Source organism: Haemophilus sp. THUN1691 (assembly GCF_059704425.1).
Genome location: NZ_AP046578.1, coordinates 964188 through 979680, shown reverse-complemented (window position 1 = coordinate 979680; position 15493 = coordinate 964188). Strand labels below are relative to the sequence as shown.

Genomic DNA, 15493 nt, shown 5'->3' with positions numbered 1-15493 from the left:
CTAGAAAAAAGAAACCGAGCATAATAATATCCGCCTCGTAGAAAGTTTTTCTCAACACACAATAAGGATATATTATGTCGCAAATCTATACTCAGGTGAGAAAGTTAGCGGAACAGTTTATTGAGCCTTACGCCGACGAACTCGATCAAAAAAAAGAATTTCCTGTTCAGGCATTTAAGGAATTAGGTAAAGCCGGTTGGTTTTCACTTTTAATTCCGAGAGAATACGGCGGAATGGGATTAACCCTGAAAGAACATGCTGAAGTCTGTATGGCGTTAGCAGAAAGTTCAGCCTCTGCTGGTCTCTGTTACATGATGAGTAATGTTGCAGTGAATTGCTTAAATCTATTCGGCAGCGATCAACTCAAACAAAAAATCTTTTCTGACATTGTTCAAAATCAAACCTTTGCCGCACTCGCCTATAGTGAATTAGGCACAGGTACTCACTTCTATATTACCGATGCAACCGCACAATTTAATGCTGAACATGCAGTATTCAATGGCTTAAAATCCATGGTGACATCAGGCAATTATGCCTCTTATTATTTAGCACTTTTGCCTTCCGAAAATGGTGAAACTATTGATAACTGGGTGCTTCCACTTGGTACTCAAGGCTTAACGTTTGAATCCGATAGCTGGAATGGCTTAGGTATGCGTAGCAATGTCTCTTGCTTTATGCGAATGACCGATATGCCATTAGATCGTGGCTGGCGCATTGGCGAAGTTGGCGCAGGCGCAGAACAAGTATTTGGTGGCATTGCACCTGCCTTTATTTGTGGCTTGGCTGCTGTCTATAGCGGCGTCTGTAAAGCAGTGCTCACTGAGGCAATTAAACATTCAACACACCGTAAATACACATCTGGCACTGCATTAGCTGAAATCGAAACCGTGCAAATTCACTTAGCTAAAATCTATGCAAACACAAACGCTGCTGTATGTGCTACGCGAGATGCGGCTCGATCAGCCACAGAAGGTGATGCAGATGCATTAGCTAAATTATTAGCTGCCCGAATTCTTGCGAGCGAAAACGCTATTACTCTTGCTCAAATTGGTATGCGTATTGGCGGTGGCAAGGCTTATAACAAAATGGGGCCAATGGAACGCTATTTACGCGATGCATTAGCAAGCCAAGTAATGGCGCCAAGTGTCGATGTGCTAAATATTTGGTTAGGTAAAGCCATTACAGGTCAACAAATTCCATAAAGAGTGGTGAAAAATGAGTGAGAAATTAAAAATCGGGGCGGTAATCTACGCCCCACAAGTGACAGTTATTTGGGGCATTATTGCAGACTTTTTCGAAAAAGAAGGTTTCCCTATTGAGCCAGTCTATTTCAAAGACTACAAAGGACAAGTTGATGCGTTACTCAATAATGAAATTGATATGGCGTGGAACTCTCCCCTTGCTTGGTTAGATGGTTACTTGCGTAGTGCGGGTAAAACCTTAAATGGTGCAATGCGTGATACCGACCAAGATCGTCAAAGCTATTTAGTTGTTAATGATCCAGCTATACAATCTATTGAAGATTTAAAAAATAAAACTATAGCTTTTGGTGCGATTGATTCCCCACAAGCGCGGTTAATTCCAATCGAGTTTTTACATCAACATGGCTTGGAATTTGGTCAAGATTATGTAGAAAAACGCTTTGATGTGGGTGTTGGTTTACACGGTGATCATGTAGGCGGTGAATTAGATGCAGCCAATGCATTAAAAGATCGCCAAGTTGCGGCGACATGGATGTTAGATTTCAATTTTGAACGTTGGACAAAAGATGGTACGCTCGATCCTGCAACAGTTCGAGTACTCGCAAAAACACCATCATTTGACCATTGTATTTTTAGTGGGCGCGTGGGATTAGATGAAACCAAATTCAATGCATTCACCGAAACCTTGTTCAAAATGGATTACAACAATCCAGAACATAAAGAAATGATGGATTTGGAAGGATTAAAACGTTGGGTTGCGGGTAGAACAGAAGGTTTTGCTCAATTACAAGCTGCCAATGAATATTTAAAATTCTTTTAAGATTGATATGTCATGATGGGCGTGTAATAAACGCCCATCATTGTGGATTTTCTATGGAACTTTTCACAACTTCCCTTTTAGGCTCAATGCCTCGTAGCCAAGCACTTTTGATGGCGCGTAAAAAGCACGCACTCGGTAAAATCACCACAACAGAGCTTAAGCAAATTGTTGTTCAAGAAACAAAACAAGTTGTCGAACTTCAACAACGTACTGGCATTGATATTATCACGAGTGGCGAATTACTTCGCGACAATTACCTTTCTTTTATTGCACAAAAAATTCAAGGCGCAATCTTAATGAGCATGAGTGAAATGTTCGATCACATTAAAGAAAAGCAAATTTTTGAGTCAATGCTAGAAACCTTGGATGTTCCCGCACTTTCCATAAAAAATGCGATTTGCGTGGGAAAAATCAGCTACAAACAATCTTTAGTAGCAGATGAAATGCTACTACTGAAAAATCTAACTAAGCAACCAATTAAAGCAACCTTGCCAGGGCCTTACTTAATGGCTCGCTCCATGTGGCTTTCGCCTGTGTCAGGGCAACATTATTCATCAAAAGAAGAAATGGCAAAAGATGTTGTTACTATCTTAAAGCAAGAAATTGATCATTTATGTGAGCTAGGCGTAAGTGTAGTCCAATTTGATGAGCCTGTTTTGACTGAGGTTATTTTTAGCCATCATCAAACACGTTCATTTATGTGTGCGGCGTTAAGCGAAAAACAAGATTTTGCAGCGGAACTACAGTTTGCAAAAAGTTTAATTACTCAAATCTTTGAGTATGCAAGAAATAAAAATATCAAAACTGCATTACATGTATGCCGTGGCAACTGGAGCAAAGATGAGAGCGTATTACTGCGCGGGCCTTATACATCATTAGTGGATTTATTTGAATCGGCATTACCTGATATTTTAATGCTCGAATTTTCTACGCCAAGAGCGGGAGAATTAAGTTCGTTGTTAGAAAGTAAAATCTTAAGACAAAAATGTATTTTAGGCTTAGGCGTCATCAATCCTCGTTCAGATGAAGTGGAAACCGTAGATCAGATTACTCAACGAGCAGAAAAAGCCTTAAATTACCTTCCACCAGAGCAAATTTGGCTAAATCCAGATTGTGGATTTGCCACTTTTTCTAACCGCCCTTTAAATGGATTTGACATTATTGAAGCCAAACTTAAGGTATTAAATGAAGCAAAATCAATATTGAGGGAACGTTATGTATAACGTACCTGAAAGTGAATCTTTTACAGCGAAATATCGAGCCGTATTACGCGGAGAAGAAATTAAATTATTCACACCAAATGACAGTATTTCTCTCTATTCACAAGTCAATTTCGATAACCAATCGTTACAAAAAAGTGCGGTGGATTATTTTGCCGTTTCTATTTTAGGTGGTATTTTGAGCAGTGTAAAAGCACATTTTGCTCAACAACGTGCCGATATTGTAGAAATGGAAGGAAAAATTTGGCTCAACCTCGCCAATCCTTTAACCTTACTTGGCGTTCGCGGCTATAGTGAGCAGCCTGTCATTAATGACGGAAAAATTAAAATTTTTATTTCATCGGATTTAACCGATGATATCTTCACACAACTCACACAAAACGCATTACGCTGTTGTTTTATTTACAATACGATAACCAAAGCCTTTCCTTTAAATATAGAATTTGAGCAAGTGCTTTGATTCTCATCAGGTCGTTCATCAAAATTTTAGACAAAAAAATTGCCCCATTAAGGGGCAATCTTATCAATGCACTAAAGTTACTTATAGCTTTAAACAACGATTAAATATGTTGGTTAATGAAGTTAGCCAATTGAGTTTTTGGTAATGCACCAACTTGAGTTGCTACAACTTGACCATTTTTAATCAATAATAATGTTGGGATACTACGAACACCAAATTGTGCTGGGGTTGCTTGGTTGTCATCCACATTCATTTTCACGATTTTAACTTTACCAGCAAATTCAGGTGCAAGTTCATCTAACACTGGAGCAATCATTTTGCAAGGACCACACCAAGGTGCCCAAAAGTCTAATAAAACGGGGATATCTGAATTAACTACAACACTTTCAAAATCTGCGTCATTAATGTGTAATACTTCGCTCATTTTGTTTTCCTTAATTTTGTGAATGGAATCCCTATATAAGGGCTTTTTTTAAACTTACAAGTGCGGTGCAGAATAACACCGTTTTAAAAAATGTAAACTAATCGTTTTAATTGCCAAAAGCTAAGACGGCAAAACAATATTTTCACACACTTTACCAGACTTCAATTTATAAACGTTTGATAAAGTCACATCCGCAATATTGGTTAGTGCCTCTTCGGTTAAAAATGCTTGATGGCCTGTCAGCAATACATTATGGCAAGAAGATAAACGGCGGAAAATATCATCTTGAATCACTTCGTTAGACTTATCTTCAAAGAACAAATCTCGCTCATTCTCATACACATCCATACCTAACGCCCCGATTTTGCGCTGTTTTAACGCATCAATTGCAGCTTGGGTATCAATCAAAGAGCCGCGACTCGTATTAACGATCATCACGCCATCTTTCATTTTGGCAAAAGCTTCGCGATTTAATAAATGATAGTTTTCTGGCGTTGCTGGGCAATGAAGCGTAATCACATGAGATTTAGCATAAAGCTCATCTAATTCAACATATTGTCCCCCCAGTTCTTCCACCACTGGATTTTTGAAAGGATCGTACGCCAAGATATTCATGCCGAAACCTTTCAGAATGCGCATCACCGCAATCCCAATTTTACCCGTTCCGATTACGCCGACCGTGCGCCCATGCATATTGAAACCAATTAACCCCTCAAGAGAGAAATTTGCTTCGCGGGTACGCTGATAAGCACGATGAATTCGACGGTTCAGAGTCATCATCAAACCGATGGTATGTTCTGCCACTGCTTCAGGCGAATAAGCGGGAACGCGGACAACTTGGATGCCCAATTCTTGAGCTGCTTTTAAATCAACATTATTGAAACCCGCACAGCGCAAAGCCACGATTTTCACGCCAAGTCTAGCTAATTTTTCTAATACTTTTCGGCTACCATTATCATTCACGAAAATGCATACTACTTCGCAATGTTCTGCCAAACGTGCAGTGCTCTCGTTCAGCATAAAATCAAAAAATTCTAAATCAAAATTATATTTCGCGTTAATGAGCTCAATATATTTTCTGTCATAGCTTTTAGTGCTATAGATTGCAATTTTCATGGTTTGCTCCAATTATTTTAAATGTGCAAAAGCCTGTAATAAGTCCGCTTTAATATCTTCTACATCTTCAATACCGACTGAAAAACGCAACAAGGTATTAGTAATCCCGCGAGCTACACGCTCGGATTCTGGAATATCCATATGAGTTTGAGTAGCAGGATAAGTAATAAAACTTTCTGTGCCACCTAGACTTTCTGCAAAAGTAATCAATTTGATGGATTTTAAGAACGTATTAACCCAAGCTTCATCTTGCAAACGGAAAGACAACATCCCACCTTTATTTGGATAAAGCACTGATTCCACTTGTGGTTGAGCTTTTAAAAATTCCGCAATGGCTTGTGCATTCTTTTGATGACGTTTCATTCGTAAAGAAAGGGTCTTCATACCACGAATAGTCAGCCAAGAATCAAAAGGTGAAAGCACCGCACCCGCACCATTTTGAATATAAGCAATGCGATCGCAAAGTTCTTGTCCTTTCGCAACAATTAAACCAACAAGTGCATCATTATGACCGGCAATATATTTAGTCCCGCTGTGAATCACCACATCTGCGCCTAAATCTAATGGGCGAGAAAGCACTGGCGTTAAAAACGTATTATCCACGATCAACATCAAATTATGTTTTTTCGCAAGTTTTGCAATTTCAACCACATCACATTCTTCCATTAAAGGATTTGATGGAGTTTCAATAAAAATCGCTTTCGTATTTAGGTTAATGGCAGCCTCAATTTCTGAAGCAGATGCCGTATTGACATAAACAGGTTTTACACTATTGTTATTTTTATAAGAAAAATCTAATAGTCGATAAGTACCACCATACACATCGCTAGAAACGATCCATTCATCTGGTGCGGTGAAAAGTGTCATCAAAACTTGAATGGCAGCCATACCTGAAGAAAAAGCAAAACCACGATCTCCATTCTCTAATTTAGCTATCGTTTCTTCTAATACTGTACGAGTTGGGTTTTTGGTACGCGTGTAATCAAAGCCCGTACTTTCACCGATACCATAATGTCCATAAGCCGTAGAAAGAAAAATTGGTGTAGAAACCGCGCCCGTACCCTCATCACTACGATTTCCTGCTTGAGCTAATAAAGTATCGATAGCATATTGTTGTGTCATAACATCCTCTAAAAATAATGAAAAAATCAACCGCACTTTACGTGCTAAAAACGTTTAACATTTTGGCACAAAGGAAAAAGTGATAAAAGTAGAAATTAGAAAATTACATAAAATTCCATTTTTCCATCATTTTCTGTGATTTATTTGAACAAAATGAACTTTTTTTAAACGGTTAGATAATTTTTTTAAATCTGTAATTGACAGTTATCTGAATTTCCGTAAAATGCGCACCACTAACAGCGAATGCGGGAATAGCTCAGTTGGTAGAGCACGACCTTGCCAAGGTCGGGGTCGCGAGTTCGAGCCTCGTTTCCCGCTCCAATTCGTGGCGTGTTAGCAAAGCGGTTATGCACTGGATTGCAAATCCATGTAGCTCGGTTCGACTCCGGGACACGCCTCCATAATACGCAAATGTTAGTTGTCTATATGCCCGAGTGGTGGAATCGGTAGACACAAGGGATTTAAAATCCCTCGCCTTTCGAGGCGTGCCAGTTCAAGTCTGGCTTCGGGCACCATTTAAACACCAATCTAAAGATTTTAAAATTTACTTTAAAATCATCTAATTGGGTCGTTAGCTCAGTCGGTAGAGCAGCGGACTTTTAATCCGTTGGTCGAAGGTTCGAATCCTTCACGACCCACCACTTTAAAATAAAGTAAGCACCGAAAGGTGTTTTTTTGTTATCTAAATTCCTGAAATTTACTATAAAAAATCCCCGACTCAAAGAATCAGGGACTTTTACAATCAAATGTGTTTATTAATTAACGCTCATTCCAACGTTTAATAGACTCACGAATCACTTCTTTCGCTTCTTCTACATCGCCCCAATGCGTTACTTTCGTTGAGCCAGGTTTCTTAAGCGCTTTATAGTTATTGAAATGGAACTCAATTTGTTTAATTAAGTTTGCTGGTAAATCTGCTAATGAATTGTACGCATTGCCTGTATCACGATCATCTGCAGGAACACAAACGATTTTGTCATCCACTTCGCCATCATCAACAAATTTCATGACACCAATTACTTTAGCTTCAAGGAATACACCTGTTGCTAATGGTTGGCGAGTGATTAATAACACATCTAACTCATCGCCATCTTCATCTAAAGTTTGTGGAATGAAGCCATAGTTAGTTGGTTTTGCAAAAATTGCTGGCTCAACACGATCTAATTGGAATGCCGCAACTTTACGGTTCCATTCGATTTTATGGCAGCTACCTTCTGGAATTTCATTTACTACATTGATAATGCCAGCATCTACATCGCCTGGCGTTAAAATTTGATTAAAATCAGCCATTTTGTTTCCTTCATTTTATCAAGTTAAAAAACGCGACAAGTATAGCAGTTTTTCTGCTGACTCGCAGTCTCATTTGTAGAGAAAATCAGCAAATAGATTATTTCATAACTATTCATAATTTTGACCGCACTTTATCCTAAACAAAACTCACGCAAACGTTTACTTATCATTTTTATGATGTAAAATAGCGCACCTTATTCACTTCAATTTTTCACTCAACTTTAAGGAACACTATGCCAACTTTAGAAAAAACATTTGAGCTCAAGCAACGTGGTTCAACTGTTCGTCAAGAAATTATCGCAGGTTTAACCACGTTCTTAGCAATGGTTTATTCTGTAATCGTGGTACCTAATATGCTAGGTGCTGCAGGTTTTCCTGCGGAATCTGTCTTTATTGCCACCTGTTTAGTTGCAGGGTTAGGCTCTATCTTAATCGGCTTATGGGCAAATGCACCAATGGCAATTGGTTGTGCAATTTCTCTTACTGCTTTTACAGCATTTAGCTTAGTGATTGGTCAAAAGGTCGCCATTCCCGTTGCGCTAGGCGCAGTATTCTTAATGGGGGTTGTGTTTACCTTAATTTCTGCCACAGGTATCCGTGCATGGATTTTACGTAATTTACCATCCAGTATCGCTCACGGGGCAGGCATTGGTATCGGACTCTTTTTACTTTTAATTGCCGCAAACGGCGTTGGTTTAGTCGTCAGCAACCAAGCGGGCTTACCAGTAAAATTAGGCGATTTCACCTCATTCCCAGTCATGATGTCCTTAATTGGTTTAGCACTCATTATCGGCCTTGAAAAAATGAAAATTAAAGGCGGTATTTTATGGGTAATCATTGCTATTACTATCGTAGGTTTAATTTTTGATCCAAATGTAAAATTTGGCGGAGAGATTTTCACAATGCCAACCTTTGGTGAAAATTCTCTTTTCTTACAATTAGACTTTATGGGCGCACTACAACCAGCAATCTTACCTGTCGTATTTGCTTTGGTGATGACTGCCGTATTTGATGCGACTGGTACAATTCGCGCAGTTGCAGGTCAAGCCGACTTACTTGATAAGGATGGTCAAATTATCAATGGCGGTAAAGCCCTAACTTCCGACTCAATCAGTAGCTTATTCTCAGGTTTATTCGGTACAGCACCAGCTGCCGTTTATATTGAGTCAGCAGCAGGGACAGCAGCTGGCGGTAAAACAGGTATTACTGCTATCGTTGTTGGTGTGTTATTCCTATTAATGCTTTTCTTCCAACCATTAGCGTTCTTAGTGCCAGGATACGCAACTGCCCCAGCATTAATGTACGTTGGTTTATTAATGTTAAGCAATGTAAGCAAATTAGATTTCGATGATTTCGTTGGCGCGATGAGCGGATTAATCTGCGCAGTATTTATCGTACTTACCGCTAACATCGTAACAGGCATTATGTTAGGTTTTGCGGCATTAGTGATTGGAAGAATCGTGAGTGGCGATATTAAACGCTTAAATGTAGGGACTGTGATTATTGCAATCGTACTCGTTGCATTCTATGCAGGCGGTTGGGCTATTTAATAACAGAAATAAAAAAGGGGAAAATCCTTCCCCTTAATTATAATCACAAAAGCGCGGTGAAATTTCACCGCACTTTTTTTATGTCTGAACTACTCTTTCTTCAATAAGAAAATACCGTGATCAGATAAATTGACATAAGCTTGTTTTAAATCGGCATTAAAATCTTCTGGCTTACAATTCACCAATAAATCTTTTCCTGACCAATTTGCGACCACTTCCCAATGGTTGCCCATATAGACCGCACTTTTAATCTCACAACGTTGAGCATCGTTGCCCTCTGCAGCAAGATAAATTGCTTCTGGGCGAATACCAACTAAGCATTCACCATCGGGTAAATTAAACTGTGCAGCGTCTTTTAAAGGTACATAATAGCCATTAATATCCACCACGCTATTTTCTAATTTTCCATCGAAAATACTAGATTCACCCATAAAGTTTGCTAAGAACAAAGAATTTGGTCGGAGATAAAGCTCTTTCGCTGGCGCTTTTTGCATAATTTTACCTTTATGCATAACGATAACTTCATCAGATACCGCAAAGGCCTCTGTTTGATCGTGTGTCACATAAAGCGAAGTAATGCCTAAACGTTGTTGCAATTCACGGATTTTTTCACGCATTGAACGACGTAAGTTTGCATCCAAATTACTTAATGGTTCATCAAACAATAGGACTTTTGGTTTCAATACCAAAGCACGAGCCAATGCAACACGTTGTTGTTGACCGCCAGAAATTTGATCTACAAAGCGGTCTTCGAACCCTGCTAAATCCACCAATTCTAAAGCCTCTTTTACACGCTGAGCACGTTCTTCTTTGCCAATGCCTTGCATTTTTAAGCCGTAGCCCACGTTATCGCCAATGCTCATATGCGGGAAAAGCGCATAAGATTGGAAGACAATACAAATATCTCGATTTTGAATAGAAGATTTTGTTACATCTTCACCATCAATAAAAATTTGGCCTGATGTTGGATTTTCTAATCCGGCAACCAAACGCAATACAGTTGTTTTGCCACAACCTGATGGCCCTAACAATGTCACCATCGTGCCCCGTTTGATCGTTAAATCTAAATTATCAATGACGACCGCTTTACCAAATGCTTTGGTAATATTTTTTAATACTAAGAAATCATTATTACTCATAATTTTTACCTACAACTTAACGAGTTAATTCATTTTTTTCGCTTTAGAACGAGAGATACGTGTATCACCTACAATCCAGTCGAAGAATAAAATAATTGCCATCATGACAACAATTAAGATTGAGCCGTATGCAATAGCGACACCGTATTCACCATCTTCAACGCGATTTAGGATATAAGCTGTTGCAACCCGAGTATCTGCTGTCACTAAGAATATAATTGCGCTCACCGTCGTCATTGCACGAACGAAGCTGGTAACAAGCGCTGAAAGCAATGCTGGTTTTAATAATGGCAACACGATATACCATAAGGTTTTCCACGAACTTCCTTTTAAAGAAAGCGATGCTTCATCAAGAGATTTATCAAGCTGACCTAAACCAGCAATCGCTGCTCGCATACCAATTGGTAAATCACGCATAACCATTGAAATAATCACGATAATGCCAGTTCCCGTAATATAAAGCGGCGCATTGTTGAAGGCTAAAATGTAAGACACCCCCGCCACGGTACCTGGCACGGCAAAGCAAAGCATGGTTAAGAACTCAAGGGATTTTTTACCTTGGAAATCTTTACGCACCACAATGTACGCAATCAATAATCCAAAGAATGCGGTCAATGGTGCGGCAATACCTGCATAGATTAAGGTATTGATTAGTGACGGCCACGCTCCATCGCTCAATCCTTGGCCGAATAACATGGCATAGTTTTTCAAGGTTAAAGTGTAATCTACGCCCCAGTTTACAGTGAAGCTTCCGTAGAAAATACTTCCGTAAAGCGCCATATTAAAGATTACCCAGAATCCAAGCATGCCGATGATGGTATATTTCAAACCAGTTGGAAGATCTTGCACATCACCACGATAAGATTTACCTGAAACGGTGACATAAGAGCGGTTACCAATCCAAATGTATTGAATGATAAAAATCGCTAGAGAGAAAATTAATAATATTGAACCTAAGGTACTTGCTGATGCGTAATCTAATTGTGAACCAGCAATATAGAAATAGATCTGTGTTGCAATCACATCAAAGCTACCACCCAATACCAATGGGTTACTAAAATCTGCAAGCGATTGGATAAATACAATTAAAAATGAGTTCGCCAATGCGGGGCGTAACAATGGAAAAATAATATTATAAAAAGTTTGATAGCGATTGGCTCGTAACGTATAAGAGGCTTCTTCAATAGAAGGATGTACCGATTTTAATGCGCCATCTAAAATCATAAAAGAAATCGGAGCAAATGCGAGAATTTGAGCAATCGCAATCCCATTAAAACCATACAGCCAGTTATGATTGGTGAAACCAAAATTCGTACTTAAAAATTCGGTTACATAACCAGAACGGCCAAGCATCAAAGTTACCCCTAATCCCACAACAAATGGTGGCGTAACAATTGGCAAAATAGAGAAAATTTTTCCGATAAATGCTGTTCTACGAGCGATACGCGTGGTATAAAGCGCAAAGGCTAAACCAAATACAGTAGACACTACGCCCACAAAGCCCGATAAGAAAAGAGAATTGGTAATTACGCGAACAATATAGCTCTGCGTTAAAATACGCATCACTTGTTGTGGCGCAAACGTGTCTCCGTCATAAAACATTGAAACGAAAATCGCCAATGTTGGATAAACGATAAAAAAGAAAATAAGCAAAATAATACAAAGTAAAGAAGCGATGATAAATTTATCACCTTGCATCACTTTTAGTTTTGCTAATGAAAGTGTTGCTAATGCGGTATATCCCACAAGTAACACAATCACAGAATAGCCCATGCTGATTTTACACACCGTCGCACTGATAAACATAAACAATACAGAAAGTGCGGTCAAACATAGCTCTGTTTTTGCTTGGGTTTGCTGTGGCAATCTAAATAACGGCAAAGCACCATACACAATAACAGGCAGGAACCAAGCCCAAGTTAAATTGAAAGAAGACCATCCCATTGCATCTAAATATTCATCTGAAGTACTTTCAAACAAACCGTAATCAAGAGCATTGGAAGGCAGAAGCGCAAACGCCAATAAGGATAAAATAATCCAAAAATAAGCAGAATGCATTATGGAAAGTTTTTTTGCGTTCATACAACCTCGCATAAGGTAAAAAAACGAAGCGATATGCGACATATCACTTCGTTAGTGACATCATTATTTGGCTAATTTTACTTCATCAACCCATTTTGTGATTAAGCGTTTACGTAAATCAGTCGCACCGTATTTATCAAAATCATAGTTAATTAAATTAATTGATTTAAAATCTAACGCATAAGGCGATTGTTGTGCGGTGGTGTTCGTTAAAATGGAATACGCCTCGCCTTTTTGCCAAGTTAATTCTTGCGCCTCTTTAGATAATGCCCAATCAACAAAAAGTTTCGCATTATCTAAATTTCTAGCTCCTTTAATGACACTCACACCACCAATTTCGTAGCCAGTGCCTTCACAAGGTACAACTAATTCTACTGGTGCACCTTTCGCTTTTTCTAAAGAATATTCATGTAAGAAACCAATGCCAATGGCCGTTTCTCCACGCGCTGTATTACGTGTTGCCGTATTACCAGATTTAGTATATTGCGATACGTTTTTATTCAACTCTTTTAAGAATTTAAACGCCTCGTCTTCTCCCCAAAGTTGCATATAAGTGGCTAACTGAGTGTAACCCGTACCAGAACTTTGTGGATCTGCGGCTTGAATTTCATTTTTGTAAATTGGGTTAGCTAAATCCTTCCAGCATTTTGGAATAGGTAAATTCAATTTTTTCAAACGTTCTGGATTTACCCCAAAACCTAACACGCCTAAATAAATCGCCGAAGAATAATTCCCTTTCATTTTGGCTGGATCGCGGAATTTTTCTACGATCTGAGGAAGATTGGATGATTTATAAGGCTCCAACAAGCCCATTTCTCCTGCTTGAGAATGAGGATCCATCGTTCCACCATACCAAACATCACCTTGCGGATTATCTTTTTCAGCATCAATTTTCGCTAAAATAGTTCCCGTGCCGCCACGAATAAAACTTGTTTTAACATCAAATTTTTTCTCAAATGCCATCGCTTCTTGCTCACACATCGTATTTTGCGCGCTGCAATAAATGACTAAGCGTCCTTTTGCAAAAGATGGATTACTTAACACTAATCCACTTAACATGACACCCGACAAGGTTACTGCGATTTTTGATAGTTTCATCTGATTATAACTCCCTTATGAATGAAGGTTTTGCAATCTCTTAGAGGGAAAACGAAATCACATTAAAAATACGAAAAAGTGCGGTCAAAAACTTCGGTATTTCTAACCGCACTTATTCTGTGCTATTTCGCTAATTTAACTTCTTGTACCCATTTTTCAATTAAGGCTTTACGTTGTTCTGTTGCACCGTATTTTTCAAAGTCATAATTGATTAATTTGAGTTTATTTGGATCAAATGCAGTTGGTGATTGCTCTGCTGTTGTGTTAGTTAAGATTTGTAAAGAATCCCCTTGTTTCCAAGCTAATTCTTGGCCTTCTTTTGATAAAGCCCAATCGACAAATAATTTTGCATTATCAATATTACGCGCACCTTTTAAGATGCTCACACCACCTAACTCATAACCGGTTCCTTCACAAGGCACAACTAATTCTAACGGTGCACCATTGCGTTTTTCTAATGCATAATCGTGTAAGAAACCCACGCCGATTGTCGCTTCGCCACGCGCAGAGTTACGTGATGGCGTGATACCTGATTTGGTATATTGAGAAACATTAGGATGCAATGCTTTTAAGTATTCAAACGCCTCTTTTTCCCCCCATAATTGGACGAAAGTAGCCAATGCTGTGTAAGCTGTACCCGCACTTTGAGGGTCTGCAATTTGAACTTCGCCTTTTAAGCGTGGATCAGTTAAGTCTTTCCAGCATTTCGGCACTTCTTTAATACCTAATTTTGCCAAACGTTCAATATTCACACCAAAACCTAAGATCCCCATATAAATTGAGGAAACATAGTGACCTTTCGTTTTCGCTGGATCACGGAAACGTTCTACGATTTCATCAATGTGTTTGGATTTATAAGGCTCAATTAAGCCTAATTCTGCGGCCTGTGCTTGAGGGTCAAAAGTACCGCCAAACCAAACATCTGCTTGAGGGTTATTTTTTTCAGCTTCAACTTTGGCAAAAGTACTGCCTGAACCATTACGAATAAAGGATGTTTTCACATCATATTTTTCGCCAAATGCTTTTGTGGTGGTTTCGCACAAAATGTTGGTTGCACTACAATACACAACTAAACGACCTTTAGCGTTAGCAGAACCAGAAATAGCCAAGCCCGCAGCTAAAAGTGTGGCAGAAACAGAAAGAGAAATTTTGTTGAACTTCATAATAAATACTCCTTATTGGATAGAACGACTCGAATCCTACGTGAAAAAGGCGAATAATACCGTGATGAAGCTCACACTTTTTAAAATTCAAGTGAAAAAATAAACGTGAAATTCACTGCACTTTTACTTATAATTGCCAAAATTTCCCTTACATCAAAACACAATTATGTCAGATTCTTGTATCATCATCGCCATCACTGGCGCATCCGCATCAGGCAAAAGTTCTATCGCCTCTACCGTTCACAAAGAACTCTGTAATGAATTAGGCTGCCAAGAAATTGGCATTATTGCTGAAGACAGTTACTACAAAGATCAAAGCCATTTAGAAATGAGCGAACGTATAAAAACAAATTATGACCATCCAAGCTCAATGGATCGCGATTTGCTCATTCAACATTTAAAAGATTTAAAATCAGGAAAATCGGTTGATGTGCCTGTTTATAGCTACGTTGATCATACTCGTACAGGTGAAACCACAACATTTACACCAAAACGTATTGTGATTTTAGAAGGGATTTTACTGCTTACTGATGAACGTGTTCGTCAACTTGCGGATATCTCCGTATTCGTGGATACACCATTAGACATTTGTTTTATTCGTCGTTTACAACGCGATATGGAAGAACGTGGTCGTTCCCTACAATCGGTTATTGATCAATATCGTGCAACCGTGCGCCCAATGTTCTTACAATTTATTGAGCCTTCTAAACAATATGCGGATATTGTTATTCCTCGTGGTGGTAAAAACCGTATTGCAATCAATATGTTAAAAGCTCAAATCCTTCATTTATTGAATCAAAAATAGGA

At 38.8% G+C, this 15493-nt stretch carries 14 protein-coding genes and 4 tRNA genes; 10 read left to right on the top strand and 8 right to left on the bottom strand.

All coding sequences use genetic code 11. From position 1 onward, the window contains the following. The first annotated feature begins 74 nt into the window (after positions 1–74). The 4 genes from AC6H0J_RS04815 to AC6H0J_RS04800 are packed head-to-tail and all read left to right on the top strand — an operon-like array spanning position 75 to position 3702. Positions 75–1202, top strand: a complete 1128-nt coding sequence (locus AC6H0J_RS04815) for an acyl-CoA dehydrogenase family protein (RefSeq protein ID WP_046953139.1) — start codon at positions 75–77, stop codon at positions 1200–1202. Positions 1203–1215: 13 nt separating this feature from the next. Continuing rightward, positions 1216–2022 (top strand): phosphate/phosphite/phosphonate ABC transporter substrate-binding protein, encoded by an 807-nt coding sequence (locus AC6H0J_RS04810; protein WP_005627932.1) that lies wholly within the window; start codon positions 1216–1218, stop codon positions 2020–2022. Positions 2023–2075: 53 nt separating this feature from the next. Beyond that, on the top strand, positions 2076–3245 hold the full coding sequence (locus AC6H0J_RS04805) for a cobalamin-independent methionine synthase II family protein (protein WP_005627935.1): 1170 nt from the start codon (positions 2076–2078) through the stop codon (positions 3243–3245). Then, the gene (locus AC6H0J_RS04800; RefSeq protein WP_046953137.1) at positions 3238–3702 is read left to right on the top strand and encodes a hypothetical protein; all 465 of its coding nucleotides are present in this window, start codon (positions 3238–3240) and stop codon (positions 3700–3702) included. The genes AC6H0J_RS04805 and AC6H0J_RS04800 overlap by 8 nt, the downstream gene beginning before the upstream one ends. Positions 3703–3802: 100 nt before the next feature. Here AC6H0J_RS04800 and trxA read toward each other — a convergent pair whose 3' ends face one another. The 3 genes from trxA to AC6H0J_RS04785 all read right to left on the bottom strand — a co-directional run bounded on the left by trxA (position 3803) and on the right by AC6H0J_RS04785 (position 6364). Next, positions 3803–4126, bottom strand: coding sequence for a thioredoxin (gene trxA, locus AC6H0J_RS04795; RefSeq protein ID WP_005627940.1), 324 nt, complete (start codon positions 4124–4126; stop codon positions 3803–3805). Positions 4127–4246: 120 nt separating this feature from the next. Then, on the bottom strand, positions 4247–5242 hold the full coding sequence (locus tag AC6H0J_RS04790; RefSeq protein WP_005627942.1) for a 2-hydroxyacid dehydrogenase: 996 nt from the start codon (positions 5240–5242) through the stop codon (positions 4247–4249). 12 nt (positions 5243–5254) lie between these two features. Beyond that, positions 5255–6364 carry a methionine biosynthesis PLP-dependent protein gene (locus AC6H0J_RS04785; protein WP_192885328.1) on the bottom strand — a complete coding sequence of 370 codons (1110 nt, stop codon included), beginning with the start codon at positions 6362–6364 and terminating at the stop codon, positions 5255–5257. Positions 6365–6609: 245 nt separating this feature from the next. Here AC6H0J_RS04785 and AC6H0J_RS04780 point away from each other — a divergent pair. From AC6H0J_RS04780 to AC6H0J_RS04765, 4 genes are all read left to right on the top strand, one after another. Beyond that, positions 6610–6685, top strand: a tRNA-Gly gene (locus AC6H0J_RS04780). A gap of 6 nt (positions 6686–6691) precedes the next feature. Beyond that, positions 6692–6765, top strand: a tRNA-Cys gene (locus AC6H0J_RS04775). A 27-nt stretch (positions 6766–6792) separates the two neighbouring features. Then, a tRNA-Leu gene (locus AC6H0J_RS04770) sits at positions 6793–6879 on the top strand. 50 nt (positions 6880–6929) lie between these two features. Beyond that, a tRNA-Lys gene (locus AC6H0J_RS04765) sits at positions 6930–7005 on the top strand. 118 nt (positions 7006–7123) lie between these two features. Here AC6H0J_RS04765 and AC6H0J_RS04760 read toward each other — a convergent pair. Continuing rightward, positions 7124–7654, bottom strand: a complete 531-nt coding sequence (locus AC6H0J_RS04760; protein WP_005630160.1) for an inorganic diphosphatase — start codon at positions 7652–7654, stop codon at positions 7124–7126. A gap of 233 nt (positions 7655–7887) precedes the next feature. Here AC6H0J_RS04760 and AC6H0J_RS04755 point away from each other — a divergent pair, with 233 nt between their 5' ends. Beyond that, entirely contained in the window at positions 7888–9204 is a 1317-nt protein-coding gene (locus AC6H0J_RS04755) for an NCS2 family permease (RefSeq protein ID WP_118817475.1), read from the top strand. Between the two features lie 89 nt (positions 9205–9293). Here AC6H0J_RS04755 and fbpC read toward each other — a convergent pair whose 3' ends face one another. The 4 genes from fbpC to AC6H0J_RS04735 form a co-directional block, all read right to left on the bottom strand. Further along, positions 9294–10343 carry a ferric ABC transporter ATP-binding protein gene (gene fbpC, locus AC6H0J_RS04750; protein WP_118817474.1) on the bottom strand — a complete coding sequence of 350 codons (1050 nt, stop codon included), beginning with the start codon at positions 10341–10343 and terminating at the stop codon, positions 9294–9296. 24 nt (positions 10344–10367) lie between these two features. Continuing rightward, positions 10368–12425 (bottom strand): ABC transporter permease, encoded by a 2058-nt coding sequence (locus AC6H0J_RS04745; protein WP_032825629.1) that lies wholly within the window; start codon positions 12423–12425, stop codon positions 10368–10370. Positions 12426–12488: 63 nt separating this feature from the next. Further along, the gene (locus AC6H0J_RS04740) at positions 12489–13523 is read right to left on the bottom strand and encodes an ABC transporter substrate-binding protein (protein ID WP_005627956.1); all 1035 of its coding nucleotides are present in this window, start codon (positions 13521–13523) and stop codon (positions 12489–12491) included. A 122-nt stretch (positions 13524–13645) separates the two neighbouring features. Continuing rightward, positions 13646–14686, bottom strand: a complete 1041-nt coding sequence (locus AC6H0J_RS04735) for an ABC transporter substrate-binding protein (RefSeq protein WP_118800847.1) — start codon at positions 14684–14686, stop codon at positions 13646–13648. A gap of 166 nt (positions 14687–14852) precedes the next feature. Between AC6H0J_RS04735 and udk the strand changes: the two genes are divergently transcribed. Further along, positions 14853–15491, top strand: coding sequence for a uridine kinase (gene udk / locus AC6H0J_RS04730; RefSeq protein ID WP_005627960.1), 639 nt, complete (start codon positions 14853–14855; stop codon positions 15489–15491). Positions 15492–15493 lie beyond the last annotated feature (2 nt).